The organism is Pseudomonas citronellolis, assembly GCF_900112375.1.
Taxonomy (GTDB): Bacteria; Pseudomonadota; Gammaproteobacteria; order Pseudomonadales; family Pseudomonadaceae; genus Pseudomonas; species Pseudomonas citronellolis.
The window spans coordinates 77,765-93,820 of the sequence record NZ_FOLS01000001.1; the positions used below are offsets into that span (position 1 = coordinate 77,765).

Annotated in this window: 17 protein-coding genes; 8 read left to right on the forward strand and 9 right to left on the reverse strand. The window is 69.2% G+C overall.

Going from position 1 to position 16,056, the window contains the following annotated elements; genetic code table 11:
• Window positions 1–65: 65 nt before the first annotated feature.
• The gene (gene gap, locus BM060_RS00350) at window positions 66–1,070 is read left to right on the forward strand and encodes a type I glyceraldehyde-3-phosphate dehydrogenase (RefSeq protein WP_074976285.1); all 1,005 of its coding nucleotides are present in this window, start codon (window positions 66–68) and stop codon (window positions 1,068–1,070) included.
• Between the two features lie 54 nt (window positions 1,071–1,124).
• On the opposite strand, the gene BM060_RS00355 is transcribed toward gap, so the two are convergent.
• The 8 genes from BM060_RS00355 to BM060_RS00390 form a co-directional block, all read right to left on the reverse strand.
• On the reverse strand, window positions 1,125–1,883 hold the full coding sequence (locus BM060_RS00355) for a carbonic anhydrase family protein (RefSeq protein ID WP_074976288.1): 759 nt from the start codon (window positions 1,881–1,883) through the stop codon (window positions 1,125–1,127).
• Between the two features lie 710 nt (window positions 1,884–2,593).
• Window positions 2,594–2,776: a DUF1289 domain-containing protein gene (locus BM060_RS00360; protein WP_074976291.1), complete on the reverse strand. Its 183-nt coding sequence runs from the start codon at window positions 2,774–2,776 to the stop codon at window positions 2,594–2,596.
• Between the two features lie 148 nt (window positions 2,777–2,924).
• Window positions 2,925–5,213 (reverse strand): beta-glucosidase BglX, encoded by a 2,289-nt coding sequence (bglX, locus tag BM060_RS00365; protein WP_074976777.1) that lies wholly within the window; start codon window positions 5,211–5,213, stop codon window positions 2,925–2,927.
• 215 nt (window positions 5,214–5,428) lie between these two features.
• Window positions 5,429–6,418 (reverse strand): SMC-Scp complex subunit ScpB, encoded by a 990-nt coding sequence (gene scpB / locus BM060_RS00370; protein WP_074976294.1) that lies wholly within the window; start codon window positions 6,416–6,418, stop codon window positions 5,429–5,431.
• Between the two features lie 83 nt (window positions 6,419–6,501).
• Window positions 6,502–7,479, reverse strand: coding sequence for a segregation and condensation protein A (locus BM060_RS00375; RefSeq protein ID WP_074976296.1), 978 nt, complete (start codon window positions 7,477–7,479; stop codon window positions 6,502–6,504).
• Between the two features lie 384 nt (window positions 7,480–7,863).
• Window positions 7,864–9,078, reverse strand: coding sequence for a tryptophan--tRNA ligase (locus BM060_RS00380; RefSeq protein ID WP_074976299.1), 1,215 nt, complete (start codon window positions 9,076–9,078; stop codon window positions 7,864–7,866).
• A 40-nt stretch (window positions 9,079–9,118) separates the two neighbouring features.
• Entirely contained in the window at window positions 9,119–9,748 is a 630-nt protein-coding gene (locus BM060_RS00385; RefSeq protein WP_074976301.1) for an L-threonylcarbamoyladenylate synthase, read from the reverse strand.
• A complete protein-coding gene (locus BM060_RS00390) occupies window positions 9,745–10,614 on the reverse strand; it encodes a PHP domain-containing protein (RefSeq protein ID WP_074976779.1) in 870 nt (289 codons plus the stop codon). Before BM060_RS00390 ends, BM060_RS00385 begins: the two co-directional genes overlap by 4 nt.
• A 147-nt stretch (window positions 10,615–10,761) precedes the next feature.
• On the opposite strand from BM060_RS00390, the gene BM060_RS00395 reads away from it, so the two are divergent.
• The 7 genes from BM060_RS00395 (at window position 10,762) to BM060_RS00425 (ending at window position 15,412) form a co-directional block, all read left to right on the forward strand.
• Complete coding sequence (locus tag BM060_RS00395; protein WP_009620899.1) at window positions 10,762–11,358, forward strand: septation protein A; 597 nt, start codon at window positions 10,762–10,764, stop codon at window positions 11,356–11,358.
• A gap of 1 nt (window position 11,359) precedes the next feature.
• On the forward strand, window positions 11,360–11,659 hold the full coding sequence (locus BM060_RS00400; protein WP_009620898.1) for a YciI family protein: 300 nt from the start codon (window positions 11,360–11,362) through the stop codon (window positions 11,657–11,659).
• A 118-nt stretch (window positions 11,660–11,777) separates the two neighbouring features.
• The gene (locus tag BM060_RS00405) at window positions 11,778–12,191 is read left to right on the forward strand and encodes an SH3 domain-containing protein (protein ID WP_064582363.1); all 414 of its coding nucleotides are present in this window, start codon (window positions 11,778–11,780) and stop codon (window positions 12,189–12,191) included.
• 14 nt (window positions 12,192–12,205) lie between these two features.
• Complete coding sequence (locus BM060_RS00410) at window positions 12,206–12,883, forward strand: response regulator transcription factor (RefSeq protein WP_058488823.1); 678 nt, start codon at window positions 12,206–12,208, stop codon at window positions 12,881–12,883.
• 140 nt (window positions 12,884–13,023) lie between these two features.
• A complete protein-coding gene (locus tag BM060_RS00415; RefSeq protein WP_074976303.1) occupies window positions 13,024–13,485 on the forward strand; it encodes a Spy/CpxP family protein refolding chaperone in 462 nt (153 codons plus the stop codon).
• A 94-nt stretch (window positions 13,486–13,579) separates the two neighbouring features.
• Entirely contained in the window at window positions 13,580–14,917 is a 1,338-nt protein-coding gene (locus BM060_RS00420) for a sensor histidine kinase (protein WP_074976306.1), read from the forward strand.
• A gap of 15 nt (window positions 14,918–14,932) precedes the next feature.
• The gene (locus BM060_RS00425) at window positions 14,933–15,412 is read left to right on the forward strand and encodes a hypothetical protein (RefSeq protein WP_083426696.1); all 480 of its coding nucleotides are present in this window, start codon (window positions 14,933–14,935) and stop codon (window positions 15,410–15,412) included.
• Here BM060_RS00425 and BM060_RS00430 read toward each other — a convergent pair.
• Complete coding sequence (locus BM060_RS00430) at window positions 15,393–15,953, reverse strand: nitroreductase family protein (protein ID WP_009620892.1); 561 nt, start codon at window positions 15,951–15,953, stop codon at window positions 15,393–15,395. The two genes, BM060_RS00425 and BM060_RS00430, sit on opposite strands and share 20 nt — an antisense overlap.
• Between the last annotated feature and the right edge of the window lie 103 nt (window positions 15,954–16,056).

The following is a 16,056-nucleotide window of genomic DNA, read 5'->3' on the forward strand; positions in this document are numbered from 1 at the left end:
TTTACTTTTGTTTGACGAAAAAATTTAATTGTTTTTACCACAAAAACACAAAAGAGACGACCTCCATGACCATTCGCCTGGCGATCAACGGGTTCGGCCGCATCGGCCGCAACGTCCTCCGCGCCCTTTATACCGCCGACTACCGCCAACAGCTCGAAGTGGTGGCCATCAACGACCTCGGCGACGCCGCCATCAACGCCCACCTGCTGCAGTACGACAGCGTCCACGGGCGCTTCGCCGGGCAGGTCGAGCACGACGACGAGAGCCTCACGGTGAACGGCGACCGCATCGCCGTCACGGCCCTGCGCGACCCGGCGCAGCTGCCTTGGAAAGGCTTGGACGTCGATATCGTCCTGGAGTGCAGCGGACATTTCACCCAGCGCGACAAGGCCGCCGCGCACCTGGCCGCCGGCGCGCGCAAGGTGATCGTCTCGGCGCCGGGGGCCGGCGTCGACGCCACCATCGTCCATGGCGTCAACCACGAGCTGCTGCGCGCCTCGCACCAGATCATCTCGAATGCCTCCTGCACCACCAACTGCCTGGCCCCGGTGGCCCAGGTGCTGCACCGCGAGCTGGGCATCGAACAGGGCCTGATGACCACCATACACGCCTACACCAACGACCAGAGCCTGTCCGACGTGTACCACGGCGACGTCTACCGAGCGCGCTCGGCCACCCAGTCGATGATCCCCACGCGCACCGGCGCCGCCGAGGCGGTGGGCCTGGTGCTGCCGGAGCTGGCCGGCAAGCTCACCGGCCTTGCGGTGCGGGTGCCGGTGATCAACGTCTCGCTGGTAGACCTGACCGTGCAGGTCGGCCGCGACACCACGGTCGAGGAGGTCAACCAGTTGTTCAGGATAGCCAGCCAGGGCTCGCGCATCCTCGGCTACAACAGCCAGCCGCTGGTCTCGGTGGACTTCAACCACGACCCGCGCTCGGCCATCTTCGACGCCAACCACACGAAGGTCAGCGGCCGGCTGCTCAAGGTCATGGCCTGGTACGACAACGAATGGGGCTTCTCCAACCGCATGCTGGACAACGCCCTGGCGCTGTGGCGCGCACCGGCCTGAGGCGTGGCGGCGCAGAAGGCGGCAGGGCCTTGCGCCCCGCCGCTGCGAACGAACTCAGGCGAAGAACTCGACCTCGCCGCCGTTCAGGTGATAGAGCGCCCCGGCCAGCTTGATCCGCCCTTCCCGCTCCAGCTGGGCCAGCACCTCACTCTCCTTGCGGATGTGTTCGAGGGTGAGGCGCACGTTGGTCCTGGCCACGGCATCGACGAAGGCGGCATTTCTGGCGTTGCGCTCGCCGTCATAGGGCGTTGCGGCGACGGCCGGCTCGATCTTGTCCAGCAGGCCGGTCAGGTGGCCGAGCCGGGCATCGTCGATGGCGCCCTTGATCGCGCCGCAGCCGGTGTGCCCCATGACCAGCACCAGTTTGGCGCCGGCCACCGCGCAGGAGTATTCCAGGCTGCCGAGCAGATCGGCGTTGATCACGTTGCCCGCCACGCGGGTGTTGAAGGTGTCGGCGATGCCGAGGTCGAAGAGGATTTCCGCCGGCGCGCGGGAGTCGATGCAGCTGAGGATCACTGCCGCCGGATACTGGCCGTCGCGGCTGGCGCGCTTCTGTGCCAGGTAGTCATGCTGCGATGCCTGGCCGCTGCGGAAGCGCCGGTTACCCTGGCGCAGGCGTTCGATGACCTGGTCGGGCGTCAGGGCGTCGCGCTCGGCCTTGCCCAGCGCAGCGGCATGGGCCTGGCCCGGCGCGCCCAGCCAGCCGGCGGCCCCGAGCAGGCCGAGGGCGGCGAGGCCGGCGCCGCCCTTGAGCAGGGCGCGGCGGCGCGGGTCCTCGGGTGCATGGTGCGGGCAGCAGTGGGATTCGTTCATCGGGGCTCCTGGTGGCTCGGTTGAGGTTGGCGCCACTTAACATCAGAGCCCGGCTCTCGCTGAAGGCCCTGGTTCCGCGAGTGTCGTGGGCCTTTTCCTGTCCAGGGGGAATTGATAGCTGGCGTCCATCGGCCTTTGCGGCGGGTGCCTTACCGGAGACCCCATTGTTTGGGCGAACTCCGCTCCCTCTCCCCAACCCTCTCCCTGAAGGGAGAGGGGGCCGTCCGGTGCGGACGGCAAGTACAGAGCCAGCCTGCAAGGCCGTGCCAAGGCGCCCTTCGTAGGAGCGAGCTTGCTCGCGAACAGAACCGCAGGGCGGATAACCGTTCGCGGTTATCCGCCGCCATCCGTGCCACCGGGGCGTCCGGCGTGGCGGGGTGAGTCCAATCGCGGACGGAGTCCGCTCCTACGCCCGTGCTTCCCTGAACCGTAGGAGATGATTCCCTTGTCCGGGCGAACTCCGTTCCCTCTCCCCAGCCCTCTCCCTGAAGGGAGAGGGGGCCATCCGGTGCGGACGGCAAGTACAGAGCCAGCCTGCAAGGCCGTGCCAAGCCGCTCTTCGTAGGAGCGAGCTTGCTCGCGAACAGAACCGCAGGGCGGATAAACGTTCGCGGTTATACGCCGCCGCCGTGCCACCGGGGCATCCGGCGTGGCGGGTGAATCCAATCGCGGACGGAGTCCGCTCCTACGCCCGTGCTTCCCTGTCACCGCTAGCGGTATTTGCGCCGCCCCTGCGCCTGCAGCACCAGCAGGCGCATGTCGGCTTCGGCCAGCACCGCCAGGCGTTCGGGCTTGTCGAGTTTTTTCCAGGCCTTGACCTCGGCGCGGCTGCGGCCGCAGCCGCGGCAGACGCCGTCGTCGAATTCGCAGACCTTGATGCAGGGATCTTTCACAGGGCCTCCCGGTGCGTTCCGCACACCTCCACCATGGGGGTGCGCCGGGCCTACTTGAAGGCACAGGCGACGAAAGGTCCAACGCAGAAAAGACATCGCCCCGATTGGCCGGGCCAATCAGGGCGATGTCGTGGTTCGGCAAGCCGGCTCAGAGCAGGGTGAACTGGCCTTCCTTCACATCATCCGAGTCCAGGCCGATCATCACCTTGAACTCGCCCGGTTCCGAGGCGTAGCGCAGGTTGCTGTCGTAGAAGCGCAGGTCTTCCTCGCGAATCGGGAATTCCACCACCTTCGACTCGCCCGGCTGCAGCATGACCTTGCGGAAGCCCTTGAGCTCCTTCACCGGACGGCTGATGGAAGCCACCTCGTCGCGCAGGTACAGCTGCACCACGGTCTCGCCGGCGCGCTTGCCGGTGTTCTTCACCGTCACCCACGCCTTCAGGGTGTCACCCTTGTGCAGCTTCGGGCTGGACATCTGCACGTCGGAAACGCTGAAGCGGGTGTAGCTCAGGCCGTAGCCGAAGGGGTACAGCGGGCCGTTCTGCGAGTCGAAGTAGCGCGAGGTGTACTTGTTCGGGTGCTCGTGGTCGAACGGGCGGCCGGTGTTGAGGTGGTTGTAGTAGATCGGGATCTGCCCCACCGAGCGCGGGAAAGTCATCGGCAGCTTGCCCGAGGGGTTGTAGTCGCCGAACAGCACGTCGGCGATGGCGTTGCCGCCCTCGGTGCCGCTGAACCAGGTCTCCAGCACCGCGTCGGCGTTCGCGGTTTCCCAACGCAGGTCCAGCGGGCGGCCATTCATCAGCACCAGCACCAGCGGCTTGCCGGTGGCCTTCAGCGCCTTGAGCAGGTCGTACTGGCTCTGGGCGATGTGCAAGTTGGTCTTGCTCGATGCCTCGTGGGCCATGCCCTGGGCCTCGCCGATCGCCGCCACGATCACGTCGGCCTGCCTGGCCTTGGCCACCGCCTCGTCGATCATTGCCTGCGGGCTGCGCGGGTCGATCTTCACGTCCTCGTTGTATTCGTTGAGGTACTTGATGATCTCTTCGTCATTGGTGACGTTGGCGCCCTTCGCGTACAGCAGCGCGGCCTTGCCGCGGGTGGCGTGGCCCATGCCTTCGAGCAGGGTCACCGCCTGGAAGGCCTTGCCGGCGGCGGACCAGCTGCCCATCACGTCGCGCTTGCTGTCAGCCAGCGGGCCGACCAGGGCGATGGTGCCGCCGCGCTTGAGCGGCAGCACGTCGCCTTCGTTCTTCAGCAGCACCATGCCGCGGCGCGCCACGTCGCGGGCCTCGGCGCGGTGCAGGCGGCTTTCGGCGTCGGTGTCGAGCGGGTCGGCGCCCTGCAGGTAGCGGTACGGGTCCTTGAACAGGCCCATGTCCCACTTGGCCGCCAGCACGTCGCGGCAGGCGCGGTCGATGTCGGCCTGGGTGATGGCCCCGGTCTTGAGCAGCTCCGGCAGCTCCTTGCCGTAGAGGTCGTCGTTCATGTTCATCTCGACGCCCGCGGTCATCGCCAGGCGCGCGGCCTCGCGCGGTTCGCCGGCGACGCCGTGCTTGATCAGCTCCATCACCGCGCCATGGTCGCTGAGCAGCACGCCCTTGTAGCCCCACTGCTTGCGCAACACGTCCTGCAGCAGCCACTTGTTGGCGGTGGCCGGCACGCCGTTGACGCTGTTCAGCGAGACCATCACCGCGCCGGCGCCGGCGTCGATGGCCGCGCGGTACGGCGGCAGGTAGTCCTGGAACATGCGCGGCAGGCTCATGTCCACGGTGTTGTAGTCGCGCCCGCCTTCGCCGGCGCCGTACAGGGCGAAGTGCTTGACCCCGGCCATGATGGTGCCCGGCTGGTCCAGGCCCTTGCCCTGGTAGGCCTTGACCACGGTCCCGGCGATGCGGCTGACCAGGTAGGTGTCCTCGCCGAAGCCTTCGGACACGCGCCCCCAGCGCGGGTCGCGGGCGATATCGACGGTGGGCGAGTAGGTCAGGTTGAGGCCGTCGGCGCTGGCTTCTAGAGCGGCGATGCGCGCGCTGGTAGCGACCGCGTCCATGTCCCAGCTGGCGGCCAGGCCCAGGCCGATGGGGAACACGGTGCGATGGCCGTGGACCACGTCGTAGGCGAAGAACAGCGGGATTTTCAGGCGGCTGCGCATGGCCGCGTCCTGCAGGTCGCGGATGCCCGGGCGGACCACGGTGTTGAAGATGGCGCCGGTATTGCCGGTCTTGATCTCTTCCAGCAGCACCGGCTTGGGATGCTCGGGGCCGACGCTGACCAGGCGCAGTTGGCCGATCTTCTCGTCCTGCGTCATCTGCTGCATCAGTTGGCTGATGAAGGCGTCCTTGGACTGCCCCGGCAGCGGAACCGCCGGCCCCTCGGCAGCGAACAGGGAAACGCTGTTCAACCCCAGCAGGAGGCCGAGGCAGAGGTGTGTTCTCTTCATTATGTATGCGCACTCAGTGGCCCGCGCCAGGGCGGCGGCCGACTGTTGAATGTTGGAAGGATCGATGACGGCCATGCCCGGCGCTGTTCCGGCGGCTCCCCCAGGTGCTGCCGCCGGCGCCCGTGCGGCGCGGCACATAAGGTCGTCCCGCGCGCGATGGAAGTCAACGGTTGAAAGCTTTCAGGGGCGGCGCCCCCGACTTTCGGACGCGCGGATCAGTGGTCGCGTTCCCTGGCCATGGCCTCGAGTTCCTCACGCATGGCCTCGGCCAGGGCGCGCTCCTCGTCGTATTCCTCGGCCTCGGGCGCCGGCGCGGCGGGCTCTGCGGCGGGTTCCGGGGCTACCTCGACGGCGTCGTCGGGCGCTGCCGGAGGGGCTTCTTCGGCCGCTGCTGGGTCGTCCACGGCGTCCGCTTCGGCGACCGGCGGCGGTTCGATCAGGTCGTCGAAGTCGGTCTTCAGGCCCTGCTCCATCTCGTCCAGTTCGGCCAGCAGGCTGCGGAAGCTGGTTTCCTCGGGCTTCTCCTCCGGCGGCGCGGCTTCCGGCTCCTCGCCGGCCTCGCGCAGCGCCTGGTCGGCCAGGGCCTGGATGGATGCCGGCACGTAGTCCTCATCGAGGATCGGGCTGGGCAGGTGGACCGGCACCAGTTGCACGTCTTCCGGCTCGGCTTCCATCTCGCGCAGCTCGGCCAGCGGCGGCAGCTCTTCCAGGCTCTTGAGGTTGAAGTAGTCGAGGAAGGTGCGGGTGGTGGCGAGCATCGCCGGGCGCCCCGGCACCTCGCGGTAGCCGACGATGCGGATCCACTCGCGCTCCATCAGCGTCTTGACGATCTGGGTGTTCACCGCCACGCCGCGGATGTCCTCGATCTCGCCGCGGGTGATGGGCTGGCGGTAGGCGATCAGCGCCAGGGTTTCCAGCAGCGCGCGGGAGTAGCGCTGCGGGCGCTCCTCCCATAGCCGGCCGACCCAGGGTGAGAGCGGCTCGCGGATCTGCAGGCGGTAGCCGCTGGCCACTTCCTTGAGTTCGAAGGCGCGCCCGGCGCAGGACAGCGACAGGATCGCCAGGGCGTCGCGGAATTGCTGCGGCTCCGGGCGCTCGGCCTCCTCGAACAGCTCGCCGAGGCGCTCCAGCGACAGCGGCCGGCCGGAAGCCAGCAGGATGCCTTCGAGCAGGGTCGCCAGTTCGTGGGGGTCGGAGAGGTTCATCGGGTCGCTCGGTTCGGGTTGCGGGAATCGCCGGTCTGGCGGGAAAACTACTCAATGCGCGGCGCCAGGGCAACGCCGGCGGCTCAGAGCGGCTCTTCGTCGAAGTCCTCGGCGTCCGCCGTCTCGTCGAAGCCGCCGTCCTCGAAGGTCGGCTCCGGCGCCGGCGCCTCGACCGGCTCGAAGACGCCCTCGTCGCCCTCTTCCAGCTCCTCGAGCGGCGCTGCGCCCTCCTCCACCTCGATCCGGGCGCGCACGTGGATGGGCGCGAAGGCCTGGTTCTGCACCAGCTCCACCAGTTGTTCCTTGACCAGTTCCAGCACCGCCATGAAGGTCACCACCACGCCCAGGCGGCCTTCCTCGACGCTGAACAGCTCGATGAAGGGCACGAAGCCGGCGTCCTTGAGGCGTTCGAGGATTTCGCTCATGCGCTCGCGGGTGGAGAGCATCTCGCGGGTCACCTGGTGGCTCTCGAACAGGTCGGCGCGGCGCAGCACCTCGGCCATGCACAGCATCAGCTCCTGCATGTCCACCTGCGGCAACAGCTTGCGCGCCTTGGCCTCCGGCGCCGCCACGGTCGGCACCACGTAGTCGCGGCCCTGGCGCGGCAGGCCGTCGAGGTCCTCGGCGGCCTGCTTGAAGCGCTCGTATTCCTGCAGGCGGCGGATCAGCTCGGCGCGCGGGTCTTCCTCGTCCTCCTCGGCCTCGGCCGAGCGCGGCAGCAGCATGCGCGACTTGATCTCGGCGAGCATGGCGGCCATCACCAGGTATTCGGCGGCCAGCTCCAGGCGCACCGACTTCATCAGCTCGACGTAGGTCATGTACTGGCGGGTGATTTCCGCCACCGGAATGTCGAGGACGTCGATGTTCTGCTTGCGGATCAGGTACAGCAGCAGGTCGAGCGGGCCTTCGAAGGCTTCGAGGAAGACCTCCAGGGCGTCCGGCGGGATGTACAGGTCCTGGGGCAGCTCGGTGACCGCCTCGCCATAGACGAGCGCCAGCTGCACCGGTTCGCGATATTCGGCGGGGCTGGGCGGGGTTTGCGGCTCGTTCAGGTCGCTCATCGGCCTCTCGTCGGGCGGGGCGGGCTCAGAGCGGCATTATCCCTGCTTTTCAGCGGCGATGGTGAGGGAATTGGACGGAATGGCGCCCACCCACACCATCCCCTGTAGGAGCGCGCCCTGCGCGCGAATCGCGGGCAGGGCCCGCTCCTACAGGTTGCACGGTATTCCTCCCCCGTAGGAGCGGACCTTGTCCGCGATAGCCGGAACCGCCGGCGCGATTCGCGGATGAGATCCGCTCCTACGCTGCCCCACCCACGCCATTTCCCTGTAGGAGCGAGCTTGCTCGCGAACCGCATGGCACCGCGTTTGTTCGCGAGCAAGCTCGCTCCTACGAAAAGCCATGCTCGCCTGCAACGCAGGATTTTGTCCGCAATACCGGGCAACCTAGCGGTACACCAGCCCCATGGCCTGGCGCACTTCCACCAGGGTCTCGCGCGCCGCCTCGCGGGCGTGTTCGGCGCCCTCGGCGAGGATGCTGCGCACCAGTTCAGGGTTGTCCTCGTAGTCCTGGGCGCGCTCGCGGATCGGCGCCAGTTCCTGGTTGATCGACTCGATCAGCGGCCGTTTGCAGTCCAGGCAGCCGATGCCGGCGCTGCTGCAGCCCTCCTGCACCCACTGGCGGCAGGCGTCGTCGGAGTAGATCAGGTGCCACTGCCACACCGGGCAGCGCTGCGGGTCGCCCGGGTCGTTGCGCCGCACCCGCGCCGGGTCGGTGGGCATGCGCGCGATCTTCTCCTCCACTTCCGCCGGGCTTTCGCGCAGGCTGATGGTGTTGTCGTGGGACTTGGACATCTTCTGCCCGTCCAGCCCCGGCATGCGCGAGGTGCTGCCGACCAGCGTCTGCGGCTCGGGCAGCAGCACGCGGCTGCTGCCTTCGAGGTAGCCGAACAGCCGCTCGCGGTCGCCGAGGGTCAGGTTCTGCTGCTCCTTGAGCAGTGCCCGCGCGGTTTCCAGGGCATCCTCGTCGCCCTGTTCCTGCCAGGCCTTGCGCAGGCTGCTGTAGAGCTTCGAGGTCCTCTTGCCCAGGCGTGCGACGGCGGCCTGGGCCTTGTCCTCGAAGTCCACCTCGCCGCCATAGAGGTGGTTGAAGCGCCGCGCCACCTCGCGGGCGAACTCGACGTGGGCCAGCTGGTCCGAGCCCACCGGCACCAGGCCGGCGCGGTAGACCAGGATGTCCGCCGCCTGCAGCAGCGGGTAACCGAGGAAGCCGTAGGTCGACAGGTCCTTGTGGCCGAGCTTTTCCTGCAGCTCCTTGTAGGTCGGCACCCGCTCCAGCCAGGGCAGCGGACAGATCATCGACAGCAGCAGGTGCAGCTCGGCGTGCTCGGGCACCTGGGACTGGATGAAGAGGGTCGCGGCGCTGGGGCTGACGCCCACCGCCAGCCAGTCCACGGCCATGTCGCGGACGTGCTGGCGGATCGGCCCGACGTCATCGTACTCGGTGGTCAGGGCGTGCCAGTCGACGATGGAGAAGAAGCATTCGTACTCGTGCTGCAGGCGCACCCAGTTCCGCAGCACGCCGTGCAGGTGGCCCAGGTGCAGGCGCCCGGTGGGGCGCATGCCGGACAGCACACGGCGCTGGGATTCGACATTGCTCAAGCGCGGGACCTCGGCAAGGGCGGCAGTATGGAAGAGCGCTTCAGGCGTAGGCCTCGAAGGGGGCCGGGTCGCCGCAGCCGACGCGCACCACCTCCGGCTCCTCGCCGGTGAGGTTGATCACCGTGGAAGCCTCGACGCCGCCGTAGCCGCCGTCCAGCACCAGGTCCACCTGGTGTTCCAGCGCGCCGCGCATTTCATAGGGGTCGCTCATCGGCTCGGTCTCGCCGGGCATGATCAGGCTCACGCTCATCAGCGGCTCGCCCAGCTCCTGCAGCAGCGCCTGGGCGATCGGGCAGGCCGGCACGCGCAGGCCGATGGTGCGGCGCTTGGGGTGCAGCAGCATGCGCGGCACCTCGCGGGTGGCGTCGAGGATGAAGGTGTAGGGCCCGGGCGTGTGGGCCTTGAGCAGGCGGAACAGGCGGGTGTCGACCTTGGCGTACAGGCCCAGCTCGGACAGGTCGCGGCACACCAGGGTGAAGTTGTGCTTGTCGTCGAGCTTGCGCAGCCGGCGGATGCGCTCCACCGCGCCCTTCTCGCCCAGGCGGCAGCCCAGGGCATAGGAGGAATCGGTAGGATAGGCGATCACCCCGCCCTGGCGGACGATCTCCACCGCCTGCTTGATCAGGCGTGGCTGGGGGTTTTCCGGGTGGACCTGGAAGAACTGGCTCATGAAGTCTCCTCGAGGGCCCGGGCCGCGCCGGCGAAGCGCGTCCACAAGGGCGGAAGGTCGTCCGGCACGGGCCGGTACAGCCCCAGCTCCGACCAGTCGCTGGGGCCGTGGAAATCGCTGCCGGCGCTGACCAGCAGGCCGAATTCGCGGGCCAGGATGCTCAGCACGCCGACCTGCTCGGCCGGCTGCAGGCCGTTGACCACTTCGATGGCGTGGCCGCCGGCGTCGATGAAGTCGGCAATCAGCTTGCGCCGCTTGGTGCGGGTGAAATCGTACTGGTAGGGGTGCGCCAGGCTGACCCAGGCGCCCGCCGCGCGCAGGGTGCCCACCGCCTCGGCGAGGCTCGGCCAGTGCTGCTTGACGTCGCCCAGCTTGCCGGCGCCCAGCCACTTGCGGAAGGCTTCGGCGCGCTCGGCGACGTGACCGGCGCGCACCAGGAACTCGGCGAAGTGTGGGCGCGCCGGGGCATTTTCACTGTCGCCCAGCTCGCGCTGGACGGCCCGCGCGCCCTCGAAGGCGCCGGGCATGCCCTTGGCTTCCAGGCGCCGGCCGATCTCCTCGGCTCGCGCCCAGCGCCCGCGGTGCAGGTCATCGAGGGCGCGAACCAGTGGCTCGGCGGCGCTGTCGAAGGCGTAACCCAGGACGTGGATGGTCGCCCCGCCCCAGGTGCAGGACAGCTCCACGCCGTTGACCAGGGTCACCCCCAGCGCCTCGGCGGCGGCGCGCGCCTCGGGCAAACCTTCCAGGGTGTCGTGGTCGCTCAGGGCGAGCAGGCGTACGCCGCGCTGGTGCGCGCGGGCCACCACGGCGGCGGGCGGCAGCTGGCCGTCGGAGGCGGTGCTATGGCAATGCAGGTCGACACGCATGGGCATACCGGGACGGGTTTTACTTCTGTATAGACGCTGCGCGGCGGCGATTCACGGCGTGCGAGCGCAACGGCACGAGACGGGTGACTATTTCAGTTCTTCCGCAGGTTGGTATTATGCCGCCACAACTGGGCTCTGGCTGCCGTAATGAAGCAATTCATCGATTTCATCCCCCTCATCCTGTTCTTCATCGTCTACAAGCTGGACCCGCGCACGGTCGAACTCGCCGGACACTCCTTCAGCCTGGGCGGCATCTACAGCGCCACGGCGGTGCTGATCGCCTCCTCGGTGGTGGTCTACGGCGCGCTGCTGATCAAGCAGCGCAAGCTGGACAAGGGCCAGTGGCTGACCCTGGCCGCCTGCCTGGTGTTTGGCGGCATGACCCTGGCCTTCCACAGCGAGACCTTCCTCAAGTGGAAGGCCCCGGTGGTCAACTGGCTGTTCGCCCTGGGCTTCCTCGGCAGCACCCTGGTGGGCGACCGCCGGCCGCTGATCCAGCGCATCATGGGCCATGCCGTGCACCTGCCGGAACCGATCTGGCAGCGCCTGAACCTGGCCTGGGTGCTGTTCTTCGTGTTCTGCGGCTGCGTCCAGCTGTTCGTCGCCTTCACCTTCGAGCGTTTCTGGGTGGACTTCAAGGTGTTCGGCAGCCTGGGCATGACCCTGCTCTTCCTGATCGGCCAGGGTGTGTTCCTGGCTCGCCACATGCACGACGCCCCAACCGGCGAAAAGCCCAAGGACTGACATGCTCTACGCAATCATCGCCCGCGACATCACCGCTTCCCAAGAACGCCGCCTGGCCGCGCGTCCGGCGCACCTGGCCCGCCTCGAGCTGCTCAAGGACGAGGGCCGCCTGGTCCTGGCCGGGCCGCACCCGGCCATCGACAGCCCCGACCCGGGCGCGGCCGGCTTCACCGGCAGCCTGATCGTCGCCGAGTTCGAGTCGCTGGCCGCCGCCCAGGCCTGGGCCGATGCCGACCCGTACCGCGCCGCCGGCGTCTACGCCGAAGTCGTGGTCAAGCCGTTCAAGAAAGTCCTGCCGTAAACCGGCGAGCGGCGGCGTACGGACGGCGCCGCATGGCCGGACACACAGGCCCGGCCCCGCGACCGGACAGCGCCCGGAGCGCGGTGCCCGGCGGCTCATCAGCGTACAAGGAGTTCCGATGTCCCGACGTCATCTGCTGCCCCTGCTGTTCTGCCTGAGCCTGCCGCTCGCCGCCCACGGCGAGGAGCCCGTCACCGACGACCCCGGCGCCATGCCGGCTCCCACTGCCGCGCCGGCCCCGGCCAGCGACGACTTCGCCCAACTGCAACAGCGCCTGGACGAGAGCGAGAAGCAGCGCGCCGACCTCGCCGCCCAGCTGCAAGGGGCGGAAAGCGCCGTGGTGGGCCACCTGCGCCAGGAAAACCAGCGCCTGAAGCTGCAATTGCGCGAGCTGCAGGCCCAACAACCGCCGCGCCTGCTCAGCGACGAGCAGACCTGGTTCGCGACCGGCGGCGCCGTCGCCCTCGTCGCCTTCGTCCTCGGCGCCCTGAGCCGCGGCCGACGCCGCCGGCGGCGTGAATGGATCAACTGAAAGAAGCCCGAGCAATGAGTGAGCTGCTGCTGATCGACGACGACCGTGAACTGTGCGAACTGCTGTGCACCTGGCTGACCCAGGAAGGCTTCAGCGTGCGCGCCAGCCACGATGGCGGCGCGGCCCGTAGCGCCCTGGCCAGCCGCACGCCGGACGCCGTGGTGCTGGACGTGATGCTGCCCGACGGCAGCGGCCTGGAGCTGCTCAAGCAGCTGCGCAGCGAGCACCCCGACCTGCCGGTGCTGATGCTCTCGGCCCGCGGCGAGCCGCTGGACCGCATCCTCGGCCTGGAGCTGGGCGCCGACGACTACCTGGCCAAGCCGTGCGATCCGCGCGAGCTGACCGCGCGCCTGCGCGCCGTGCTGCGCCGCAGCCATCCGGCGCAGCCCAGCGCCCAGGTCGACCTCGGCGACCTGAGCCTGAACCTGGCCCGCGGCGTGGCCAGCGTCGCCGGCCAGGAGGTCAGCCTGACGCTGTCCGAGAGCCGCATCCTCGAGGCGCTGCTGCGCCAGCCCGGCGAGCCGCTGGACAAGCAGGCCCTGGCGCAGATCGCCCTGGGCCGCAAGCTGACGCTCTACGACCGCAGCCTGGACATGCACGTCAGCAACCTGCGCAAGAAGCTCGGCGCGCACCCGGACGGGCGTCCGCGCATCCTCGCCCTGCGCGGGCGCGGCTACTTCTACGCGCCCTGAGCGAACGGCCGGGAACCCCGCCCTAGAGCGGTAGACGCAATCTTTACCGAAGCTTTACCCGGCCCTGACCGCCCTTGACCTTGCCATCCCTAGACTGGGCACATCCGGTTCAGAAACCGGTCCACGAAAGGAGAAGATTCATGCGCAAGACCCTCACCGCCCTGATGTTCGCCGCCGCCCTGCCGACCCTGGCCATGGCCGCCACCCCGGCGCCGACCGACGCTCCCCCGCCGCCCGCCGGCGCCCCGATGATGGACGGCCACGGCCCGCGCTTCGGCCACGGCGACCGCGGCGGCCCGATGCGCGAGCTGAACCTGAGCAAGGAACAGCGCCAGCAGGTCGGCAAGCTGATGGGCGACTCGATGAAGAGCCGCCACGACATCACCGACAAGTACCTGAGCAAGCTCTCGGCCGCTGACCGCAAGGCCATGCAGGATGAGCTCAAGGCCAGCCACGACAAGACCCAGAAGGACATCCGCGCGCTCCTGACGCCCGAACAGCAGAAGAAGTTCGACGAGCTGAAGACCCAGCGCGAACAGCGCAAGGCCGAATGGGCCGAGTTCCAGCAATGGAAAGCGCAGAAGGATGGCAAGACCAACTGATAGCGCCAGCCACACGGGCGCCGGGCTCACCCCCGGCGCCTCGGCGTGCCCGCGCCCCTGACCCGAAACGGACATGCGACTGAACCGAAAGACCATGCGCTCGCTCTTCTGGCGAATCCTCGCCGCCTTCTGGCTCGCCCTGCTGCTGGTCGCCGGCCTGTCCATCCTGCTCGGCCGCGCGCTGAACCAGGACACCTGGATCATCGCCCGCTACCCCGGCATGCACGATCTCGCCAAACAGTGGACCCAGCTCTACGAGAACCAGGGCCCCGCCGCTGCCCAGCAACTGCTGGAGCAACGCCGCCGCGACTATGACCTGTCGGTGCAGGTGCTCGACGAAAGCGGCCAGCGCCTGGTCGACGGCACCTACCTGCCGCGCCCGCCGCGGCGCAGCAACGAAGGCTTCGACCGCCGCAGCCTGCCGCGCTTCCCCTGGCGCCAGCTCAGCCAGGAATACACCAGCGCGGACAGCGACCACACCTACCTGTTCATCTACCGGATTCCCCACGGCGCGCTGGAAGCCTGGCACCGCGGCAGCCTGCTGTGGCCGCTCAGCGCGCTGGGCATCGCCCTGGTGGTGCTGACCATCTTCAGCCTGCTGGTGACGTTTTCCATCACCCGCCCGCTCAACCGCCTGCGCCGCGCCGTGCACGACCTCGGGCAGACCGCCTACCAGCAGGACAGCCTGGCGCGCCTGGCCCGCCGCGGCGACGAGCTGGGCGTGCTGGCCCGCGACTTCAACCGCATGGGCGCGCGCCTGCAACGGCTGATCAGCAGCCAGCGCCAGCTGCTGCGCGACGTTTCCCACGAACTGCGCTCGCCGCTGGCGCGCCTGCGCATCGCCCTGGCCCTGGCCGAGCGCGCCACGCCGGAACAGCGCGCCAGCATGTGGCCGCGCCTGGAGCAGGAGTGCGACCGCCTGGAAGCACTGATCGCCGAAATCCTCGCCCTCGCCCGCCTGGACGCCGAGCCCGGGCCGACCAGCCGCGTCGAACTGCTGCCGCTGCTCGAACGCCTGCGCGAGGACGCCCAGTTGCTCGCCCCGGAACAGCACATCCAGTTGCAGGTCCCCGCCAACCTGGCCCTGGACGGCTGGCCCGACATGCTCGAACGGGCGCTGGACAACCTGCTGCGCAATGCCCTGCGCTTCAACCCGACGGACAAGCCGCTGGAAGTGGAGGCCGACAGCGACGGCGCCGTGCTGCGCGTGCGCGTCCGCGACCATGGCCCGGGAGCCGACGCCGAGCACCTGGCGCAGCTGGGCGAGCCCTTCTTCCGCGCGCCCAACCAGGACAGCCCCGGCCACGGTCTGGGCCTGGCCATCGCCCGCCGCGCGGTGGAGCGCCACGCCGGCCGCCTGCGCCTGGCCAATCATCCCGACGGCGGTTTCGTCGCCACCCTGGAAATACCGCTGGCGCGCCACGCCGCCTGACCCCGGAGCCCGATCATGAACCTAGCCGCCGAATACCTGCCGTCCCCCTCCCCGGCCCTGCCGTTGGCGGCCGCCGGCCTGCCACGCGAGCGCCCGCGGGACGAGCCGCAGAGCCTGGTGCTGGCGGTGGAGCTGGGGCTGCTGGCGCAGCGCTGGCGGCGCCGCTGGCCGGAACTGCGCCTGAGCCTGCCGCGCGGCGGCACCTGGCCGCTGCACAGCTGGCCGCAGGCGCTGCACGAAGCCCTGGATGAATTGCTGGATACCGCGGTGGAATGGCAGCAGGACGCCGCCATCGTGCTGGAACCGCGCCTGGAGCGCGGCCTGCTGCGCCTGGACCTCGGCGGCACCGACGAACAGGCCCGGCGCTGGCTGCCCCGGGCCCTGCGCGCCGCCCAGCGCCTGGCCGCCTGGCAGGGCGGCCGGCTGCTCTGGCGGGCCGGCGGGGCGCGCTGGAAAGTCCGCCTGAGCCTGCCGCTCAGCCCCGCCAGGCGCTGACGAAGGCCGCCGGGTCCAGCGGCGCCGGTTGGCGCAGCTCACCCATGGGCGTGCCCAGGTAGATGAAACCGACGATGCGCTCGTTGGCCGCCAGGCCCAGCCCCTGGTGCACAACTGGATCGAAAGCCATGGCGCCGGTGCGCCACATGGCCCCCAGCCCCTCGACGAACGCCGCCTGGACGATGCCGTAGGCAGCACAGCCGGCGGCCAGCATCTGCTCGATCTCCGGCACCTTGGGGTGCTCCTGCAGGCGCGCGATGGCCACCACCAGGGTCGGCGCGCGCAACGGCATGGCGCGGGCCTTGGCCAGCGCCTCGGGGCTGGCGTCGGGTTGCTCGGCGCTCAGCGCGCGGGCGAACAACTCACCCAGCTGCTGGCGCGCCTCGCCTTCCACCGTGAGGAAGCGCCACGGGCGCAACTGCCCATGGTCCGGCGCGCGCAAGGCAACGCGGAACAGCCGCTCGAGCTGCCCGGCAGTGGGCGCCGGCTCGCCCAGGCGGGCATGGGATACACGGTTGACCAGCGCTTCGTAGGCCTCCATGGGCTACCTCCTGTACACACAAGGACGGCCATTGTAGTCGCAAAGGCTTCTCATCTGCCTGCTCACCTGCAGCCAGGGTGCTTCGTATCCGTGTAGGAGCGAG

Bases quoted from the DNA above. Each gene is read 5' to 3' on its own strand.
- BM060_RS00415 (WP_074976303.1), top strand. From the start codon at position 13,024: ATGCGCAAGACCCTCACCGCCCTGATGTTCGCCGCCGCCCTGCCGACC.
- bglX (WP_074976777.1), bottom strand. From the start codon at position 5,213: ATGAAGAGAACACACCTCTGCCTCGGCCTCCTGCTGGGGTTGAACAGC.
- BM060_RS00390 (WP_074976779.1), bottom strand. From the start codon at position 10,614: ATGCGTGTCGACCTGCATTGCCATAGCACCGCCTCCGACGGCCAGCTG.
- scpB (WP_074976294.1), bottom strand. From the start codon at position 6,418: ATGAACCTCTCCGACCCCCACGAACTGGCGACCCTGCTCGAAGGCATC.
- BM060_RS00395 (WP_009620899.1), top strand. From the start codon at position 10,762: ATGAAGCAATTCATCGATTTCATCCCCCTCATCCTGTTCTTCATCGTC.
- BM060_RS00405 (WP_064582363.1), top strand. From the start codon at position 11,778: ATGTCCCGACGTCATCTGCTGCCCCTGCTGTTCTGCCTGAGCCTGCCG.
- BM060_RS00400 (WP_009620898.1), top strand. From the start codon at position 11,360: ATGCTCTACGCAATCATCGCCCGCGACATCACCGCTTCCCAAGAACGC.
- BM060_RS00355 (WP_074976288.1), bottom strand. From the start codon at position 1,883: ATGAACGAATCCCACTGCTGCCCGCACCATGCACCCGAGGACCCGCGC.
- BM060_RS00375 (WP_074976296.1), bottom strand. From the start codon at position 7,479: ATGAGCGACCTGAACGAGCCGCAAACCCCGCCCAGCCCCGCCGAATAT.
- BM060_RS00425 (WP_083426696.1), top strand. From the start codon at position 14,933: ATGAACCTAGCCGCCGAATACCTGCCGTCCCCCTCCCCGGCCCTGCCG.
- gap (WP_074976285.1), top strand. From the start codon at position 66: ATGACCATTCGCCTGGCGATCAACGGGTTCGGCCGCATCGGCCGCAAC.
- BM060_RS00385 (WP_074976301.1), bottom strand. From the start codon at position 9,748: ATGAGCCAGTTCTTCCAGGTCCACCCGGAAAACCCCCAGCCACGCCTG.
- BM060_RS00430 (WP_009620892.1), bottom strand. From the start codon at position 15,953: ATGGAGGCCTACGAAGCGCTGGTCAACCGTGTATCCCATGCCCGCCTG.
- BM060_RS00410 (WP_058488823.1), top strand. From the start codon at position 12,206: ATGAGTGAGCTGCTGCTGATCGACGACGACCGTGAACTGTGCGAACTG.
- BM060_RS00420 (WP_074976306.1), top strand. From the start codon at position 13,580: ATGCGCTCGCTCTTCTGGCGAATCCTCGCCGCCTTCTGGCTCGCCCTG.